The sequence below is a fragment of the Citrobacter gillenii genome, from assembly GCF_013337685.1.
In the GTDB taxonomy this organism is placed as follows: Bacteria; Pseudomonadota; Gammaproteobacteria; order Enterobacterales; family Enterobacteriaceae; genus Citrobacter; species Citrobacter gillenii.
Window position 1 is genome coordinate 355,094 of record NZ_SUQN01000007.1, and the last position, 19,236, is coordinate 374,329.

At 53.9% G+C, this 19,236-nt stretch carries 18 protein-coding genes and 1 other annotated feature; of the genes, 5 read left to right on the forward strand and 13 right to left on the reverse strand.

Annotated elements, in window-relative coordinates:
• The first annotated feature begins 75 nt into the window (after positions 1-75).
• Entirely contained in the window at positions 76-1,260 is a 1,185-nt protein-coding gene (gene emrD, locus FCH32_RS18445) for a multidrug efflux MFS transporter EmrD (RefSeq protein ID WP_096759012.1), read from the forward strand.
• Here the strand turns inward: emrD and FCH32_RS18450 are convergent.
• Together FCH32_RS18450 and dsdC are read right to left on the reverse strand one after the other, a co-directional pair.
• The gene (locus FCH32_RS18450; RefSeq protein WP_137399118.1) at positions 1,187-2,269 is read right to left on the reverse strand and encodes a cellulase family glycosylhydrolase; all 1,083 of its coding nucleotides are present in this window, start codon (positions 2,267-2,269) and stop codon (positions 1,187-1,189) included. The two genes, emrD and FCH32_RS18450, sit on opposite strands and share 74 nt — an antisense overlap.
• 81 nt (positions 2,270-2,350) lie before the next feature.
• Positions 2,351-3,277: a DNA-binding transcriptional regulator DsdC gene (gene dsdC, locus FCH32_RS18455; protein WP_174361332.1), complete on the reverse strand. Its 927-nt coding sequence runs from the start codon at positions 3,275-3,277 to the stop codon at positions 2,351-2,353.
• 241 nt (positions 3,278-3,518) lie between these two features.
• On the opposite strand from dsdC, the gene dsdX reads away from it, so the two are divergent.
• Positions 3,519-4,856 (forward strand): D-serine transporter DsdX, encoded by a 1,338-nt coding sequence (gene dsdX, locus FCH32_RS18460; RefSeq protein WP_096759009.1) that lies wholly within the window; start codon positions 3,519-3,521, stop codon positions 4,854-4,856.
• 17 nt (positions 4,857-4,873) lie between these two features.
• Entirely contained in the window at positions 4,874-6,196 is a 1,323-nt protein-coding gene (dsdA, locus tag FCH32_RS18465) for a D-serine ammonia-lyase (RefSeq protein WP_135911183.1), read from the forward strand.
• A 12-nt stretch (positions 6,197-6,208) separates the two neighbouring features.
• Here the strand turns inward: dsdA and FCH32_RS18470 are convergent, their stop codons facing one another.
• From FCH32_RS18470 to ibpA, 6 genes are all read right to left on the reverse strand, one after another.
• Positions 6,209-6,739, reverse strand: coding sequence for a radical SAM protein (locus FCH32_RS18470; RefSeq protein ID WP_174361319.1), 531 nt, complete (start codon positions 6,737-6,739; stop codon positions 6,209-6,211).
• Positions 6,736-7,098, reverse strand: a complete 363-nt coding sequence (locus tag FCH32_RS18475; protein WP_115257118.1) for a DUF202 domain-containing protein — start codon at positions 7,096-7,098, stop codon at positions 6,736-6,738. The genes FCH32_RS18470 and FCH32_RS18475 overlap by 4 nt, the downstream gene beginning before the upstream one ends.
• Positions 7,088-7,435: a YidH family protein gene (locus FCH32_RS18480; RefSeq protein ID WP_096759005.1), complete on the reverse strand. Its 348-nt coding sequence runs from the start codon at positions 7,433-7,435 to the stop codon at positions 7,088-7,090. The genes FCH32_RS18475 and FCH32_RS18480 overlap by 11 nt, the downstream gene beginning before the upstream one ends.
• A gap of 185 nt (positions 7,436-7,620) precedes the next feature.
• A complete protein-coding gene (locus FCH32_RS18485; protein ID WP_135911180.1) occupies positions 7,621-9,282 on the reverse strand; it encodes a putative transporter in 1,662 nt (553 codons plus the stop codon).
• Positions 9,283-9,406: 124 nt separating this feature from the next.
• Positions 9,407-9,835, reverse strand: coding sequence for a small heat shock chaperone IbpB (gene ibpB / locus FCH32_RS18490; RefSeq protein ID WP_096759003.1), 429 nt, complete (start codon positions 9,833-9,835; stop codon positions 9,407-9,409).
• Positions 9,836-9,929: 94 nt separating this feature from the next.
• On the reverse strand, positions 9,930-10,343 hold the full coding sequence (ibpA, locus tag FCH32_RS18495) for a small heat shock chaperone IbpA (protein WP_045448945.1): 414 nt from the start codon (positions 10,341-10,343) through the stop codon (positions 9,930-9,932).
• Positions 10,337-10,409, reverse strand: a sequence feature (ROSE (Repression Of Heat Shock gene Expression) occurs in the 5'-region of heat shock genes and acts as an RNA thermometer to modulate expression.). (Overlaps the previous gene by 7 nt.)
• Before the next feature lie 240 nt (positions 10,410-10,649).
• Here ibpA and FCH32_RS18500 point away from each other — a divergent pair.
• The gene (locus FCH32_RS18500) at positions 10,650-10,982 is read left to right on the forward strand and encodes a YceK/YidQ family lipoprotein (RefSeq protein WP_096759493.1); all 333 of its coding nucleotides are present in this window, start codon (positions 10,650-10,652) and stop codon (positions 10,980-10,982) included.
• 1 nt (position 10,983) lies between these two features.
• On the opposite strand, the gene FCH32_RS18505 is transcribed toward FCH32_RS18500, so the two are convergent.
• A complete protein-coding gene (locus FCH32_RS18505; RefSeq protein ID WP_174361320.1) occupies positions 10,984-12,210 on the reverse strand; it encodes a YidR family protein in 1,227 nt (408 codons plus the stop codon).
• 99 nt (positions 12,211-12,309) lie between these two features.
• Between FCH32_RS18505 and cbrA the strand changes: the two genes are divergently transcribed.
• Positions 12,310-13,437, forward strand: coding sequence for a colicin M resistance lipid reductase CbrA (gene cbrA, locus FCH32_RS18510; RefSeq protein WP_115257114.1), 1,128 nt, complete (start codon positions 12,310-12,312; stop codon positions 13,435-13,437).
• A gap of 5 nt (positions 13,438-13,442) precedes the next feature.
• Here the strand turns inward: cbrA and yidA are convergent, their stop codons facing one another.
• The 4 genes from yidA to dnaN form a co-directional block, all read right to left on the reverse strand.
• Positions 13,443-14,255 carry a sugar-phosphatase gene (yidA, locus tag FCH32_RS18515; protein WP_174361321.1) on the reverse strand — a complete coding sequence of 271 codons (813 nt, stop codon included), beginning with the start codon at positions 14,253-14,255 and terminating at the stop codon, positions 13,443-13,445.
• Positions 14,256-14,468: 213 nt separating this feature from the next.
• Positions 14,469-16,883 carry a DNA topoisomerase (ATP-hydrolyzing) subunit B gene (gyrB, locus tag FCH32_RS18520; RefSeq protein WP_115257112.1) on the reverse strand — a complete coding sequence of 805 codons (2,415 nt, stop codon included), beginning with the start codon at positions 16,881-16,883 and terminating at the stop codon, positions 14,469-14,471.
• Between the two features lie 28 nt (positions 16,884-16,911).
• Positions 16,912-17,985: a DNA replication/repair protein RecF gene (gene recF, locus FCH32_RS18525; RefSeq protein WP_174361322.1), complete on the reverse strand. Its 1,074-nt coding sequence runs from the start codon at positions 17,983-17,985 to the stop codon at positions 16,912-16,914.
• Between the two features lie 146 nt (positions 17,986-18,131).
• Positions 18,132-19,232, reverse strand: a complete 1,101-nt coding sequence (gene dnaN, locus FCH32_RS18530; RefSeq protein WP_096758997.1) for a DNA polymerase III subunit beta — start codon at positions 19,230-19,232, stop codon at positions 18,132-18,134.
• Positions 19,233-19,236: the final 4 nt, after the last annotated feature.

A 19,236-nucleotide genomic window follows, 5' to 3' on the forward strand; every position in this document is an offset into this window, starting at 1 on the left:
AGATTCCACGCGCATTTAGCGGAATGTTCAGCACCTTATTCTTCTTTTTTCTCTTTTTTAAAAGTAATCAGCGAAATGAAAAGGCATAGAAGCGTCAATTTGTTGTTGATGTTGGTACTCCTGGTGGCGGTAGGCCAGATGGCTCAAACCATTTATATCCCCGCCATTGCCGATATGGCGCGTGAACTCAACGTTCGCGAAGGAGCGGTGCAAAGTGTAATGGCGGCTTACCTGCTGACCTACGGCTTGTCGCAGCTGGTTTACGGTCCCCTTTCCGACCGGGTAGGGCGCCGTCCGGTGATCCTCACCGGAATGTCTATTTTTATGCTGGCTACGCTGGTCGCCATTACTACCCATAGCCTGACGGTATTGATTATCGCCAGCGCCATTCAGGGAATGGGAACGGGCGTCGGCGGCGTAATGGCGCGAACCTTACCGCGCGATCTGTATGAAGGTACCCAGCTACGTCATGCTAACAGTTTGTTAAACATGGGTATTCTTGTCAGCCCGCTGTTAGCGCCGCTGATTGGCGGCGTGCTGGACACGATGTGGAACTGGCGTGCCTGCTATATTTTCCTGTTGATTCTGTGCGCAGGCGTAACGTTTAGCATGGCGCGCTGGATGCCGGAAACGCGTCCTGCAGGTGCGCCGCGCCCACGGCTTATCGCCAGCTACAAAACCCTATTTGGCAACGGCGCATTCACCTGTTACGTACTGATGCTCATCGGCGGACTGGCGGGCGTTGCCGTCTTCGAAGCCTGCTCCGGGGTATTGCTGGGCGCAGGATTAGGCTTGAGCAGCATGGCGGTCAGTATTCTGTTTATTCTGCCGATCCCGGCGGCGTTTTTCGGTGCGTGGTTCGCTGGTCGCCCGAACAAGCGCTTCTCAACGTTGATGTGGCAGTCGGTTATCTGCTGCCTGGTGGCTGGTTTGATGATGTGGATCCCGGGCCTGCTTGACGTGATGAACGTCTGGACGTTACTGATCCCCGCCGCGCTGTTCTTCTTTGGTGCCGGGATGCTGTTCCCGCTCGCCACCAGCGGCGCGATGGAACCCTTCCCGTTCCTGGCAGGTACCGCCGGGGCGCTGGTGGGTGGTTTGCAAAATATTGGTTCCGGCGTGCTGGCGTGGCTTTCCGCGATGATGCCTCAGACCGGACAGGCTAGCCTGGGTCTGCTGATGACCCTTATGGGTGTGCTGATTCTGGTGTGCTGGTTGCCGCTGGCGTCACGCGTGTCTCATCAGGAGCAGGCGGTTTAAGCGTGTGATGGCCCGGTTTCTCGCCGGGCTTTTCACATTCAGGCGCAATCATCGTATTCAGCAACGGTTCCAGCGCCGGACGCCAGGCCCCTTCCTCGCCATCATAAAACTGCGTATCTGCATTGATAGCATAGGGAATTTTTGCTTTCTTCAGTTCACAGGCCATAAAGCGGGCAAACGCCATCTGCGAGGCCGAAGGCACATTTTTGATCGTCTCTCCCGGCGCCCATCCCCCGACCCAACTGACATGACCGGTCTTCTGCTGCCAGTGAACAGCGCTGTTAATGCGGGCGCGAATCGCCGTCTTTTCTGCCGCTGTACCCGACGTCCACGGATACTTACCGTTGTTTTTTAGCGGCCCCCACGGGAAGACATGCCACTCGGCCAGCACGGTGTTCTGACTTTGCGGCGGTAGCTTCAGGCTCGGCAATTCTTCCGGCGCGGCGCGCAGACGGGGTGCGACAAAAATCATACGCTGGGGATCGATAGCGTGAATCATACGAATCGTTTTGTCATACACCCGATTGAGCGACGCCTGATTGTGATTGAGCTTATCAGCAGGTTCGTAGATCAGGTCAAAACCCAGTAACGGCGAGCCTTGACCAAAGTAATGTGCGACGGCCACCCACCAGTTAATCACCTCTTTTTCATTGCTGATGCTGGGGTCTTTTTTATACTCGTCCGCCTGATAAGCAATAATCGGGATCACGCCATAGTGTTCACAGGCTTCCACCAGCTTACGCAGATGGATAAGCCGGGCCTCAGTGGGTTCTCCGGCCACGCGAATACGCACATGGGCGAGCCCCTTCGCCTGGAAATCTCTTACCACCAGCGGGTCAAACTCGCGGATGCCCCGTTCAGTGCGCGCCCAATCCACGTCCATCCCCACACCCAGTTGTTGGGCGTAGTGTGCTGCCGTCAGCGGAGGTTGTGCCGCATAGACAGTGGCGCTGGCGAGCAGCAACAGAGAAGCAAGCGGCTTTAACACGGTGATCCTCAAGTAAATCATCAGGTGTGATTCACGTATTTAGCATGATTTCTGACGCCGGGTGTAGAGAGAAAGCGTAAAAATATTCGAGGCTCACCTCGATTATTTTACCTGCTCCTGCAGCCAGCTAATAAACGCCTCGATTTTCGGCCACTGCCGGCCAGGTAGCGTAGTGATGTAATAATGCTGATGGCATTTCAGCGCCATATCGCCAAAGGGAGCGACCAGTTCTCCACTATCGAGGCGTTTTTGTACCAACCGCTTGCGTCCCATCGCCACGCCGATGTGGTTCATGGCGGCAATCACCGCTAAATCGGAACGATCGAAGCCAATGCCCGATGATGTCGGCAAATTCACTGCAAAATTCTGCGCCCAGCTGTGCCACTCATCGGTCCCTGAATCATTACTCCACGCCTGCCTGTCATGCAGCAACGTGCAGTGCGACAGGTTCACCCGCGCGTCGGTAAGATCATGGCGGCGGGCATAATCCGGGCTGCACACCGGCAAGATCGCTTCGTCCATCAGGAAATGATGCGTGAGCTGCGCAGACGGCGCATCATCAAAATAGATGGCCAGGTCAATACCGGCACGCTGCATATTGACGTTGTCATTCCCTGTCAGCATGGTCAGTGAAATCGACGGATAGCGACGGGTAAAGTCGCCGAGCGCGGGAACCAGCCAGCACTGGGCGATGGAGGGCCGCGAGTAGACGGTAAGCGTCCCGGACAGCTCCTGGTTTTTGATATCGAGAATTTCCTGATTAAGCGTATCCAGAGAAGATTTCAGCGCCCAGAACACCCGCTTGCCTTCGTGCGTGAGTTCGACTTTTCGATGTGAACGGACAAACAACTGGATGCCCAGTTCCTCTTCCAGTTGATTAATACGGTGACTGACGGCGCTGGGACTTAACGACAGTTCGTCTGCTGCCAGCGCAAACGACTGATGCCTGGCCGCCACTTCAAAGGTATAAAGCTTTGACAGTTGCCAGCCATTGAGCAGCCGATTTCTGACCTCGCGTACGGGATCCATACTCACCTCTTTCATCCTGAATCTTTCCCCGAAGTGTAAAAAAAACCGCTGTAAAAATCAGCGCAAAGATGAATCAGAGTGAACCATATCGCATTATTAGGCCATTATTAGAGGTAAATCACCCATTTGATTCAATCTGACTCATGTGAAAGAGGATTTTTATCGTTTGTCAGCGAGTGCCTTATTTTTGTCCAATAGACCCAGGCTATAAAGTCAGGTTAATCACAGGGCAAGGTGAGAAATGCACTCTCAAATCTGGGTTGTGAGCACGTTGTTGATAAGCATCGTGTTGATCGTTTTGACCATCGTGAAGTTCAAATTCCACCCGTTTCTGGCGCTGCTGTTAGCCAGCTTCTTTGTGGGAACGATGATGGGTATGGGTCCACTGGATATGGTCAATGCCATTGAGAGTGGTATCGGCGGTACGCTGGGCTTCCTCGCCGCGGTTATCGGTCTGGGGACTATTCTCGGAAAAATGATGGAAGTGTCCGGCGCGGCAGAACGCATCGGCCTGACGCTACAGCGCTGCCGCTGGCTTTCCGCTGACGTCATTATGGTGCTGGTCGGTCTGATTTGCGGGATCACGCTGTTTGTTGAAGTCGGCGTGGTGCTGTTGATTCCGCTGGCGTTTTCTATCGCCAAAAAAACCAATACCTCGCTACTGAAGCTGGCGATCCCGTTGTGTACAGCACTGATGGCGGTGCACTGCGTCGTCCCACCACATCCGGCGGCCCTGTTCGTGGCGAACAAGTTGGGTGCCGATATTGGTACAGTGATCGTTTACGGTTTACTGGTGGGTCTGATGGCGTCGCTGATCGGCGGGCCGCTGTACCTGAAATTCCTCGGCAATCGTCTGCCGTTTAAACCGGTACCGGCTGAGTTTTCCGACCTGAAGGTACGCGACGAAAACACGCTGCCGTCGCTGGGTGCCACGCTGTTTACCGTGCTGCTGCCGATTGGCCTGATGCTGATGAAAACCGTCGCTGAACTGAATATGGCGAAAGGCAGCGCGGTGTATACGCTGCTGGAGTTTATCGGCAACCCGATCACCGCCATGTTTATCGCCGTGTTTGTGGCCTATTACATTCTCGGTCTGCGCCAGCATATCGGCATGGGCGCACTGTTGACCCATACTGAAAATGGCTTTGGATCCATTGCCAACATCCTGCTGATTATCGGTGCGGGCGGCGCGTTCAACGCCATTCTGAAGAGCAGCGGACTGGCGGATACGCTGGCGCTGATTCTTTCAAACATGCATATGCACCCGATTCTGCTGGCCTGGCTGGTGGCGCTGATCCTGCACGCTGCGGTGGGTTCTGCCACGGTGGCGATGATGGGCGCAACGGCAATTGTGGCACCCATGCTGCCGCTCTATCCCAACGTCAGCCCGGAGATCATTGCCATTGCCATCGGTTCCGGCGCGATTGGCTGCACAATCGTCACCGATTCCCTCTTCTGGCTGGTGAAGCAGTACTGCGGCGCTACCCTGAATGAGACGTTTAAATACTATACGACCGCGACATTTATCGCGTCGGTGATTGCACTCGCGTGCACATTCCTGCTTTCCTTTATCATCTAAGCGCAAAGAGACGTCCTATGGAAAACATGCAAAAACTCATCGCCCAGTATCCGTTAGTGGAGGATCTGGTCGCACTGAAAGAAACGACCTGGTTTAACCCGGGCACCACCTCTCTTGCGGAAGGTTTACCCTATGTTGGCCTGACGGAAGACGACGTTCAGGATGCTCACGCCCGTCTGGCGCGCTTTGCGCCGTACCTGGCAAAAGCTTTCCCGGAAACCGCGGCCACCGGCGGTATTATCGAATCTGAGCTGGCCGCCATTCCCGCCATGAAGAAACGGCTGGAAAAAGAGTTTGGCCAGAATATCAGTGGCGAAATTCTGTTGAAGAAGGACAGCCACCTGCCGATTTCCGGCTCGATTAAAGCCCGTGGCGGTATTTATGAAGTACTGACTCACGCCGAAAAACTGGCGCTGGAAGCCGGTCTGCTGACCACCGATGATGATTACAGCGTGCTGCTTTCACCTGAGTTCAAGCAGTTCTTCAGCCAGTACAGCATCGCGGTAGGCTCGACCGGTAACCTCGGGATGTCGATCGGTATCATGAGCGCCTGCATTGGCTTTAAGGTGACAGTGCATATGTCTGCTGACGCCCGCGCCTGGAAAAAAGCCAAACTGCGCAGCCACGGCGTGACGGTAGTGGAGTATGAAGAAGATTACGGCGTGGCGGTTGAACAAGGCCGCAAGGCGGCGGAGTCTGATCCAAACTGCTTCTTTATCGACGACGAAAATTCCCGCACGCTGTTCTTAGGCTATGCGGTTGCCGGGCAGCGTTTGAAGGCGCAGTTCACGCAGCAGGGCCGCGTGGTAGATGCCGACCATCCGTTGTTTGTTTATCTGCCATGCGGCGTCGGCGGCGGCCCTGGCGGCGTGGCATTTGGCCTGAAGTTGGCGTTCGGCGATAACGTACACTGCTTCTTTGCAGAGCCGACCCATTCACCGTGCATGCTGCTCGGGGTTTACACCGGGCTGCACGATGACATCTCTGTACAGGAGATTGGCATTGATAATCTGACCGCAGCCGATGGCCTGGCGGTGGGTCGGGCTTCTGGTTTTGTGGGGCGTGCGATGGAGCGTCTACTCGACGGCTTGTACACCCTTGATGACCAGACCATGTACGACATGTTGGGCTGGCTGGCGCAGGAGGAAGGGATTCGCCTTGAGCCGTCGGCACTGGCGGGGATGGCCGGTCCGCAGCGCGTTTGCGCGTCAACTGACTATCAACAAATGCACGGTTTCAGTGCTGAGCAACTTAATAACGCCACGCACCTGGTGTGGGCCACCGGCGGCGGCATGGTGCCGGAAGCCGAAATGGCACAGTACCTGGCGAAAGGGCGCTAAACGCCGTTGACCTTAACGTAGCATCGCCATCAGTTCCATCGGTGAGCGATGCTGCTTCAGCAGGTCGCGCATAACGCGCATATGCGGAGCCGTGTGGTCAAAGAAAGCTTGATAGCCTGCACACAGTCCACCCTTGCCGCTATCATCACAAAATGCAGGGCAATCGCCACGATAGAATTGCAACAGGGAACATGACTGACAGCGCGCGCTCATCTGTGAAATCGTCTGTCGATTAGTTTGTCCCGTTCGACCACACCACCGATTCAACGTTTCATCAAAAAGCGGAATAGATATTCGTGTTATATCCTCACGAACCCAGATATCAAATACCGTATTTAAAAAATGTCCCCAGTCTTCCGCTGTAACGGAACCCACGGTCAGACACCCTTTTTCATCGCGTTCAACTAAGGGAACAAACTGCACCGAACGAACGCCTGATTTTTGTATATTGCGATATAAATCAATAGGTTGATTGCATTTCAGCCGATCTACCACCACCTTAATCATTCCCTCACTAACATCCATGTGCTCACACTCCGTCATACAAAATTCCCGAGATATACGATAAGTTGGCGAACGTGTGTTACAGCAAACAGTATTGCGAGAGATAACACCGCGAGGGAGATCATAAATTTGTCACGCACCGCGCGAGATTCAGAAAAATCACTATGCGTGACGTCCATCAGGTTACGGCTCCGGGTATAGCGCCAAAGAATTATCGCCACAATTGCCAGTACCCCAATTGACACCCAAAACAGAAAGCCGGCCTGATGCCAGTTATGTTTCAGCGCCAGCGCTATTAACGCGCCGTAACCCAGCAGGGTGCGAAACCAGGCCAGCGAGGTACGTTCAGGTTGCAGCCCCGGATCGGCGATACGTCGCGATTTACGGCTATCCGGCATACAGCACCAGGCCCATCACAATGACCGCAACAATCATCAAAATCAGACTGATTATCAACAGGCTATGCGTGTATGGCAGGTCCTCTTTCAGGCGCATGGCCTTTTCATTCCGCAACCAGCGCAGGTAGCCATAAATCGCCAGACCGCCGGCAAACAGGCACAGCAGCAGCGCCAGCAGTTCGCGAATGACCGGCGTGGCGAAATCCGGTGCCAGTTGATCAAGACCCACACCAGCGGCCAGAAACCCCAGCGCAGTGCGGATCCACGCCAAAAACGTACGCTCATTTGCCAGCGAGAAGCGGTAATCCGGCGCCTCTCCAAGGCGGGAAATTTTCATTATGGCTCCTTCAATGTTGTTGTCTGGTCGTTATACCGGAACAGTTAAGGAGTATGAACCTGATTCTCAAACGAACGAGGACGTAATGTGATGAGACAAAAGAAAAGAGAGACGCACCTTATGGTGCCGGATGGCGAATTGCGTCTTATCCGGCCTACAGACCAGGCAGGCCGGATAAGTCAGTGTTAACCCATCCCCCAGAAGATCACCGCCAGCAGTTGGGGGGTGATAATGCGCAGGAACATCACCAGTGGGTAGACCGTGGCATAGGAAAGCGCCGCCGCACCGCTGGTAGCGTGCAGGTTGTTGGCAAAAGCCAATGCCGGTGGGTCAGTCATCGAACCGGCCAGCATTCCGCACAGCGTGAGGTAGTTCATTTTGGTGAGCAGCCGCGCCAGCAAACCAACGGTGATCAGCGGAACGGCGGTAATGAAAATACCGTAACCCACCCAGCTTAAGCCATCGCCCTGGGTTAATGTATCGACAAAATCACCACCCGATTTCAGGCCAACCACCGCGAGAAAGAGCACAATCCCCAGTTCGCGCAACGCCAGGTTAGCGCTCGGCGGCATAAACCAGTACAGCTTGCCGATGCTGCCAATACGCCCAAGTATCAGCGCCATAATCAGCGGCCCACCAGCCAGGCCCAGCTTTAACGCCACCGGGAAGCCAGGAATAAACAGCGGAATAGAACCCAGTAAAACCCCAAGTCCGATACCGATAAACACTGGCAGCATCTGTACCTGCTGCAGTTTTTGCTGCGCGTTGCCGACAACATTAGCGACGGCATCGATGGACGAGGGCCGCCCCACCAAATTGAGGATATCACCAAACTGCAGGCTGGCGTCGCTGCTGGCGACCAGCTCAACACCTGCGCGGTTCAGGCGCGAGATAACAACGTCATAGCGTTCTTTGAAATGCAGATCGCGGATCCGTTTACCCAGCACCTGTTCGTTGGTCACCACCACACGCTCGACGCGCAAATCCGTGCCTCGCGTCGACAGCGAGGTATCAACTTCCTGACCGATCACTACCAGCGCGTTGTGCAGGTCATCGGGCTGCCCGACCAGGTGGAGCAGGTCGCCCATCTGGATAATGGTTCCCGGCGACGGCACCATCAGTGTCTCATCCCGCTTCAGACGCGAGCAGATAATTTTATCGCTGTTCAGAATGGGGACGTCCTGAATCGCCATATTATTCAGGTTCGGGTTTTCAACGCGGATGTTCATGGTCTGAATCAGCGCCTGACCGTTGGTCCGCGTTGATTCGTGCTGCTGTGCTTCTGCCTCGACGTTAACGCGGAAGATAAGGCGCATTAACCACATCGTGAGCAAGATACCGCAAATACCAAAAGGATAAGCCATGGCGTAGCTCATCCCCATCTGGTCCACGACATCCATGGGCGTACCCAGATCGCGCAGGATTTGCTGTCCAGCACCCAGCGCCGGAGTATTAGTGACGGCACCGGAGAATATGCCCAACACCACGGGAAGAGGTATAGCAAAAATTTTATGCAGGAGAGCGGTAACCAGCCCCCCCATAATGACAATCAGCACGGCGAACAAATTCAGGCGCAGGCCCGAAACGCGCAGCGAAGCAAAGAAACCCGGCCCCACCTGGATACCGATGGTGTACACGAAGAGTATCAGGCCGAACTCCTGAATAAAATGCAGCATATCGCCGCTCAGGGTCATCCCTGCCTGATCGACAAAATGTCCGACGATAATACCGCCAAACAGCACGCCTCCGATGCCAAAACCCACACCCCGGACTTTAATGTTGCCGATCCATAACCCGACAACCGCCACCAATGCCAGAACGCTGACCGTCAATGCTATATCACTCATTCTTCTGTTCCCTGTGAATAACATCATTAAGTAGATGGATTCTGGCAGAGTACAGTCGCAATGTATGGGTGGTAAAGCACAAAAAAGCCCCGTCATTTCTGGCGGGGCAAAGGCAAGGAGCTAATTAGCTATTTAATGCGGGACGTTCGCTGATGGTGATCCGCTGCGGTGGGACCGTTTCAGGTTCGTTGCGAATTAAATCGATGTGCAGCAAACCATTGGTGAAGCTCGCGCCGGAGACTTCCATATTTTCAGCCAGGGTAAAGCTCAGGCTGAAGGATTGTGTCACCAGCCCCTGATGCAGCCACTTGGTCTCTTTTTCCGGCTGCTCAGGCGTACCTTTCACGGTCAGACGCGTACCTTCCAGCTGAATATCCAGATCTTCCTGACGGAAACCGGCTAACGCAAGCGTAATGCGATAGTGGTTATCGTCGCTCTTTTCGATGTTATAGGGTGGGAAGCTCTGGCTTTCGCCGGTGTTTTGCAGTGCATTGGCCAGTTTGTCAAAACCGATCCATTGACGCAGCAGCGGGGATAAATCGTAGTTACGCATATTCATTTCTCCTTCTAAGAAGCGAGTAAATACCTTTCAGCTCCCTGACGGCAAGCTGATTGCTTAGCAGGGCCGCCTGACGCGGCCCACTGAATTAGTTGATTTCGATACGGCGCGGTTTGTTCGCTTCCGGAATCACGCGCTCAAGTTCGATATACAGCAGACCATTCACCAGGTTTGCGCCACGAACATGAATGTTCTCCGCCAACTGGAACTTGCGTTCAAAGTTGCGCTCGGCAATACCCTGATACAGGTAAGTACGTTCTTTTTGCTCGTCTGCATGAGCGCCTTTCACCACCAGCAAATTGTCCTGGGCGGTAATTTCCAGCTCGCTTTCAGCAAAGCCCGCAACGGCAATCGCAATACGGTAATGGTTTTCGTCTACCAGCTCGACGTTATACGGAGGGTAGCCGCCATTACTCTGGCTCTGATTGCTTTCCAGCAGGTTAAACAGACGATCAAAACCAATTGCAGAACGGTATAACGGGGATAAGTCAAAGTTACGCATAATCAATAGCTCCTGAAATCAGCGAGAATGTTAGACCTTCCATCATGGACAGGTCAGGTAGCCAGAACACCCATCAGACGTGCCCTTCATTTGCCTACATCCTAAAAATGGGTCTTGATACAAACTTTTCAAGCGTATTCATCCGACTTTTTTTGCAGTTTGTTGTCTATTGCATACACTGGGGGAACAGTTGTTATCGTTAGAGTGCGATAGCCACCACAGTGCGACAGAATGGTGATGTTATTTTTCGCAACGGATCGCTATAACTCACCATGCAAACACCGATGTTTAACAGATGAAAAAATGATGATTAGAAAAATGTTGTTAACACTGATGATGTGCAGCGGAATGGTTGTTGTGAGCGGGTGCTCCAGCGTCATGTCGCACACCGGTGGCAAAGAGGGAACGTATCCTGGCACGCGTGCCAGCGCCACGATGATTAGCGAGAGCGATACCAACTGGGGAACCAAGTCACTGGCGATTCTTGATATGCCATTTACCGCCGTGCTGGATACGCTACTGCTCCCGTGGGATTTCTTCCGTACCGATAGCTCGGTAAGATCGCGCGTTGAAAGAAGCGAGGAGAGCACGCAAGCCATTAACGACGTGATCCCCCCGGCAACAATGCCAGCCCCTTAAGTTAACGCCCGGTTTCTGTCACCCATAGCTGGCGGAAACCCTCGACGCTCTCCATCCACGCAACCTGCTGCCCATCAGGCGAGAAAACGATCGCATCAGCAGACGGCGGCGCTTCGTGATTTTTCGTTAAAAAATCAATCTCTCCCGTCTGTGCATCACAGCAGGCAATTCTATTTTCCAGCACGAATCCCAACCATTGCCCCGACGGATGCCAGTTAAAGGCGGACTGAATATCACTCGAACAGTGAGTTAACTGGCGCGGTGCACCGCCCTGAGGTGAAATCAACCAGAGCTGCACCACGCCATGATCATCACGCATCAAAAACGCAATCTCTGATGCCAGGGGATGACTGCGCACCCAGTGACGCGGCTGATTCACCAGCCCTGGGAAAGCGCGGTCGTGAGTAAACGTCAGGCGGCGCTGAACCACGCCAGCCGGCGGGGCTGGCATTGTTGATTCGCTGCCTTCAAGCGGTGCATCGCCCGGTTGCTTCCAGCCACTTTCATCCTGCGGTAAATCGACAATAAACAGTTCAGGTACTTTCTCACCATTGACTGACAACGTATCACCGATAAACGCCAGCGCATGGTTCCCCACCCAGCCCTCTTCATAGGCACGGTTAATCTGATCGCTACCCGGCTGTGGCGCAGGCGTAGTCTGGCTTACCAGTACGCACCAGTGACTTCCGCTGTACTCGCGCGGATGCTGAACGGAAACCGTCACCGGACCGTACGGCGAGGCCACGCCAACGTTACGTAAATCCAGCGCCGGGGAACGCTCACGCAACACATGGTCGTTATAGGTGAAGCTGACAAACTCGCCGTTCGGGCTAAAAACATGTACATGGCTGCCGCCGCGCAGTGCGCCAGGGGTATACGGGACAGTAATATCCATCGCGTCCAGATTCGTCACATCACCCTGCCCGGCAATGACTCCGCGACGGTGATGAAAGTCGTAATGCCATGTTTCATCAGGATTTTCAGGCCCGTGAATGAACACGTATTTTTCAGACTTCGGATGAACGGTCACCACGCCGACGTGTGCCTGCTGCGTCGCGCGATAAATCACTTCCACCTCGCCAGTGGGAATATTGACGCGTTCAATGGTCTCGCCGGTAAACGATGCGCCGGAGGGTCGCACATCAAAAACCAGCCACTGGCTGTCCGGGGTCCAGGTATTGATATTGGTCAGTTGGTGATGACGCGGCGTAAAGGTGACTTGCTTCATGGGATGCCCTGATACGAGACAATTTCAGCAATCATACTTCACAAGGACTTCACTTTCAGGCTTTAGCGTATGCTCATCTCACTTACTATGGGCAGAAAGATGGAACATTTTGACGTGGCGATTATCGGTTTAGGCCCGGCAGGTGCGGCGCTGGCGCGGCAGTTGAGCGGAAAAATGCGCGTGATTGCTCTGGATAAAAAGCGCCAGTGCGGGACTGAAGGGTTCACCAAACCCTGCGGAGGCCTACTGGCTCCTGACGCCCAACGTTCATTTATCCGCGACGGGATCACGCTCCCCGTTGATGTTATTGCCAATCCGCAGATATTCAGCGTTAAAACGGTCGATGTGGCCGCCTCTCTGACCCGAAACTACCAGCGTAGTTATATCAATATCGATCGCCATGCTTTTGATTTATGGATGAAATCACTCATCCCTGACGATGTGCAGGTTTATCATGACAGTCTGTGTCGTAAAGTCTGGCGCGAGGGCGATAAATGGCATGTGATATTCCGTGCAGACGGCTGGGAACAGCAGATTACGGCTCGCTATCTGATCGGTGCCGACGGGGCGAATTCGCTGGTGCGCCGTCATCTCTATCCACAACACCAGATCCGTAAATATGTTGCTATCCAACAGTGGTTTACGGAACAACACCCTGTCCCGTTCTACTCGTGTATTTTTGATAACGATGCTACGGACTGTTATTCCTGGAGTATCAGCAAAGACGGCTTTTTTATCTTCGGGGGGGCTTACCCAATGAAGGACGGTCAGGCACGTTTTGACATGCTGAAAACCAGGATGGAAGCGTTCCATTTCCAGTTTGGCAAACCGGTGAAAAGCGAAAAATGTACAGTCCTGTTCCCGTCACGCTGGAAGGATTTCGTCTGCGGCGAGGAGAACGCCTTTCTGATTGGCGAAGCCGCCGGATTTATTAGCGCCAGTTCACTGGAAGGTATTAGCTATGCGCTGGACAGCGCGGAAATCCTTAAATCCGTACTGTTGCAGGACGTGGTAGACAAAAATAAAGCCTATCGCAAAGCAACCCGCAAGCTGCGTATCAAGCTGTATGGAAAAATCCTCAAGAGCCGGGCGCTAACGTCCGCATTTTCCCGTAAATGGATAATGCGCAGCGGCGTGGCGCATATTCCGCAGGCCGAATACCCTGAATCAAAAACGACAACGGATGAAAAAGACGTTGGGCAAATGCGGCAAGGCATTTGCCCATAGCGGACTTAATTCAGCGCAAATTTCTCAATGGCATACGCAACGCCGTCTTCAAGATTAGATTTGGTGACGAAGTTGGAGATTTCTTTTACCGAGGGAATTGCGTTATCCATGGCTACGCCCATACCGGCATATTCGATCATCGCGATGTCGTTTTCCTGATCGCCAATCGCCATAACCTCTTCGGCTTTAATGCCCAGCGCATCGGCCAGCGATTTCACACCGGTGCCTTTATTGACGCGTTTATCCAGGATTTCGAGGAAGTACGGCGCACTTTTCAGCACTGTATATTTCTCTTTCACCTCTGCCGGAATGCGTGAGATGGCTTTATCGAGGATTTCTGGTTCATCAATCATCATCACTTTCAGGAACTGAGTCGCCGGGTCCATCTTCTCGGCTTCACAGAACACCAGCGGAATGGTCGCGATAAACGATTCATGCACCGTGTAGTAGCTGATATCTCGGTTAGCGGTATACAGCGTGTTGCGATCGAGGGCGTGGAAGTGTGAACCGACTTCCCGGGAGAGTTGTTCCAGGTAACGATAATCGTCATAGCTCAACGCCGTTTGGGCAACGGTGCTGCCATCCCCTGCTTTCTGCACCAGCGCCCCGTTGTAGGTAATGCAGTAGTCGCCAGGTTGTTCCATATGAAGTTCTTTCAAGTAGCTGTGGACGCCGGCATACGGACGGCCAGTGGTCAGCACCACGTTTATCCCGCGCGCGCGCGCCGCAGCAATTGCATTTTTGACCGCAGGTGAAATGGTGTGATCGGGCAGCAGAAGTGTGCCATCCATGTCGATAGCAATAAGTTTGATAGCCATGAGTTCCCCGGATTAAATGAGTCCGTCCTCATGCTAACGCGATTCCGCTCAAAAAACAGCTACGAAAAGGGGGATAGGAAGGGGAACCGGGATCCCCCTTTTGACAATCGATGGTAGGCCGGATAAGGCCTAAGCCGCCATCCGGCAAAAACTGACGAACTGCCTGATGGCGTTGCGCTTATCAGGCCTACAGGAGCAGGCCTGAGTTACACATTAGATATCGATATTTGCCGCTTTCAGGGCGTTCTCTTCGATAAACGCACGACGCGGTTCAACGGCGTCGCCCATCAGCGTAGTGAACAACTGGTCGGCAGCAATCGCGTCTTTCACCGTCACACGCAGCATACGACGGCTTTCCGGATCCATGGTGGTTTCCCACAGCTGATCCGGGTTCATTTCGCCCAGACCTTTATAACGCTGAATAGACAGACCACGGCGGGACTCTTTCACCAGCCAGTCCAGCGCCTGCTCGAAGCTGGTAACCGGCTGACGACGCTCACCACGTTCAATAAACGCATCGTCTTCGATCAGGCCACGCAGTTTCTCACCCAGCGTGCAGAGACGACGGTATTCACCTCCGGTCACAAACTCATGCTCCAGAGGATAGTCGGTATCGACCCCGTGGGTACGCACGCGGATAACCGGTTCAAACAGGTTCAGCTCGGCGTCTTTACGTACAAAGCTATTCCAGGTGCTACCGTGCATTTCGTTTTCATTCAGCACGTTCACCAGCTGGGAAACCCAGGCCGTGACTTTCTCTTCATCAGCCAAATCGGCTTCGGCCAGCGTCGGTTGATAAACCAGTTCTTTCAGCAACGAGCGCGGGAAGCGGCGCTCCATACGACCAATCATTTTCTGCGTGGCATTGTATTCAGATACCAGTTTTTCCAGCGCTTCACCCGCCAGCGCCGGAGCGTGGGCATTGGTGTGCAGCGTGGCGCCATCAAGAGCAATAGAGATCTGGTACTGATCCATCGCTTCATCGTCTTTGATGTACTGTTCCTGCTTGCCTTTCTTCACTTTGTACAGCGGTGGCTGTGCAATGTAGACGTGGCCGCGTTCAACAATTTCCGGCATCTGACGATAGAAGAAGGTCAACAGCAATGTACGAATGTGCGAGCCGTCGACGTCCGCATCGGTCATGATGATGATGCTGTGATAACGCAGTTTATCCGGGTTGTATTCGTCGCGACCGATACCGCAGCCGAGCGCGGTAATCAGCGTTGCCACTTCCTGAGAAGAGAGCATCTTGTCGAAGCGCGCCTTCTCAACGTTAAGGATTTTACCCTTCAGCGGCAGAATCGCCTGGTTCTTACGGTTACGTCCCTGCTTCGCAGAGCCGCCCGCTGAGTCCCCTTCCACCAGGTACAGTTCAGAGTGGGCCGGGTCGCGTTCCTGACAGTCCGCCAGTTTGCCCGGCAGGCCAGCTAAGTCCAGCGCACCCTTACGACGGGTCATTTCACGTGCACGACGTGCTGCTTCACGGGCACGTGCCGCATCAATAATTTTACCGACGACGATTTTCGCGTCAGACGGGTTTTCCAGCAGGTATTCGCTCAGCAGTTCGTTCATCTGCTGTTCTACTGCGGTTTTCACCTCGGAGGAAACCAGCTTGTCTTTGGTCTGGGAGGAGAATTTCGGATCCGGTACTTTCACGGAAACGACAGCAATCAGGCCTTCACGGGCATCGTCACCGGTGGCGCTGACTTTCGCTTTTTTGCTGTAGCCTTCTTTGTCCATGTAGGCGTTCAGGGTACGGGTCATCGCCGCACGGAAGCCTGCAAGGTGAGTACCGCCATCACGCTGCGGAATGTTGTTGGTGAAGCAGTAGATGTTTTCCTGGAAACCATCGTTCCACTGCAGCGCAACTTCGACGCCAATACCGTCTTTTTCGGTGGAGAAGTAGAAGATATTCGGGTGGATCGGCGTTTTGTTTTTGTTGAGGTATTCAACAAACGCCTTGATGCCACCTTCGTAGTGGAAATGATCTTCTTTGCCGTCGCGCTTGTCGCGCAGGCGGATGGATACGCCGGAGTTCAGGAATGACAGCTCGCGCAGGCGTTTCGCCAGAATTTCATATTCAAACTCAACGACATTGGTAAAGGTTTCATGGCTTGGCCAGAAACGCACCTGGGTACCGGTCGCTTCAGTCTCGCCAGTCACGGCCAGTGGTGCCTGCGGTACGCCGTGCACGTAAGTTTGCTGATGCACTTTACCTTCGCGGCGAATCACCAGCTCCAGTTTCTGCGACAGGGCGTTAACCACGGAAACACCTACGCCGTGCAGACCGCCGGAGACTTTATAGGAGTTATCATCGAATTTACCGCCTGCGTGCAGGACGGTCATGATCACTTCGGCCGCCGAAACGCCCTCTTCCGGGTGGATACCGGTTGGGATACCACGACCATCATCGGTAACGGACACGGAGTTGTCAGCGTGGATTGTCACCACGATATCTTTACAGTGACCCGCGAGCGCTTCGTCGATAGCGTTATCTACCACCTCGAATACCATGTGGTGTAGACCGGTGCCGTCATCCGTGTCGCCGATATACATACCCGGGCGCTTACGCACCGCATCCAGTCCTTTCAGGACTTTGATACTGGAGGAGTCATAAGAATTCGACATCAACGTTTCTCGCTCATTTTATCTTGGGTTAATCCGTTATTTTACCCTTTTCCACGGTGAACATCTTCGAATTTTTGTCCGACATGTCCATAACGTGTTCAGCGCTAATTGCGCTGACAAAGACTTGAGATTGCGTGGCTTTTAAGCGGCTGGCTAGCAGTCCGCGACGCGCATCATCCAGTTCAGAGGCAAAATCATCTATCAGGTACAGGCAGCGCCGTCCGCTTTCGCGAGTCAGGAACTCCCCTTGCGCCAGACGTAAGGCGCACATCAGCAGTTTTAACTGCCCACGCGACAACGTATCTTCCACCGGTGCACCGTCGGCACGTATGCGGAAATCCGCTTTGTGCGGGCCGTGCGCGGTGTAGGTCAACATGCGATCGCGTTCAAAACTGCGTTCCAGCACCTCAGCGTAGTCGGTCTCTTTCTCCCAGCCACGCTGGAAAGAGAAAGAGAGTGAAAACTCGGGAAGAAACTGCTGGCAGGTATCCGCCATATCCTGCGCGATACCGGCGCTGTACTCCGCGCGCCAGGTGCTGATTTGTTCCGCCAGCGGGATCAACTCTCGATCCCACGGGCGCAGTTGCTCATAACGACTCACTTGGCGCAGCGCCGCATTGCGCTGCTTTAGCAATCGCTTAAGGTTGCTCCAGGCGGTAAAGAATCCGGCTTCATTGTGAAAGCATCCCCAGTCAAGGAATGCTCTTCTGTATTTGGGGCCGCCGTTGAGTAAAGTAAACCCCTCAGGCGTTATCAGCTGCATCGGCATCAGGTGCGCCAGTTCGGCAACCTTATGACCGTCAGTTCCGTCAATGCGCACTTTGCTGTCACCCAGCTTGTCTTTGGTCAGGCCAATCGAGGTTTCACGCTCGACGCCCTGCAAACGCCCGTGGAGTACAAACGACTCCTGCTCGTGGCGAATGACGCGGCCAATCTGCACACTGCGAAACGCCCGACCGTGACCGAGCGTATAAATAGCTTCCAGCACGCTGGTTTTACCGCTGCCGTTAGCGCCGACCAGGAAGTTAAAGCCGGGAGATAAAGTGAGATCCGCATTTTCAATATTGCGGAAGTCTTTGATGAGCAAGCGCGTCAGTGACATATCAGCGTTCTTTGGGCCAGGGCGTTATCGGCGCAGCCAGTTTCAACGCGGACTGCGCGCAGACCCTGGAGCGTACACGAAGTACGTGACAGGGGCGAGCACAGCCCAGGTTGAAAATGGCAAGTTAGATAGCCCGATATTTTCCACTACAGTCTCATTGGCATAACAACGTAGGCTGCGGATTGTGACGCTGCATCTTCAATCTGTACGCTCGATACGGAATCGGTCAGCATAATACGGACGTTTTCGCACTTCAGCGCGTTCAATACGTCCAGCACATAGCTAACATTGAAGCCGATTTCCATTTCAGTCCCAGGATAGGTGACATCGAGGATCTCTTCCGCTTCTTCCTGCTCTGGGTTGTTGGCCGTAATTTTGAGCTGGTTTTCGCTGACGTACAGACGCACACCGCGGAATTTCTCATTGGAGAGTATGGCCGCACGGGCAAACGCCTGCTTAAGGATATCGCAGCCCGCCTCCAGATGTTTGTCTGGATTCTTCGGCAGTACGCGACGGTAATCCGGGAAACGTCCATCTACCAGCTTGGAGGTAAAGATGAAATCGCCAACATGCGCACGGATGTTGTTGCTGCCAATCTGCACGCGCAGCGGGTTGTCGCCGCCGTCGAGCATACGCATCAGTTCAATCACGCCTTTACGCGGCACGATCACCGAATGACTGGGCAGCGATTGACCCACCGGCATAGAGCACACCGCCAGGCGGTGACCGTCGGTCGCCACGGTACGCAGTTCTTCACCTTCGGTTTCAAACAGCATGCCGTTTAAGTAATAGCGCACATCCTGATGAGCCATCGAAAACTGCGTGGCTTCAATCAGACGCTTCATCGTCGCCTGCGGCAGCGTGAATTCAACTTCACTCTGCCAGTCATCCAGATTCGGGAAGTCGGCGGCAGGCAGTGTGGACAGCGAGAAACGGCTGCGGCCAGAACGCACCAGCATGCGGTCACCTTCCAACTGGACAGCAATTTCCGCACCTTCCGGCAAACCACGACAAATGTCGAAGAATTTACGCGCCGGGACGGTGGTCGCACCGGGTTCATGCGGCTGGATCAGCGCAACGCGTGCCACCATCTCCATCTCGAGATCGGTACCGGTCAGAGAAAGCGTTCCATCCGCAACCTGTAGTAACAGGTTTCCGAGGATCGGCAGCGTAGGACGACCACCCAGCGGGCCGCTGACCTGCTGAAGCGGTTTTAATAAATGTTCACGTTCAACGGTAAATTTCATAGCG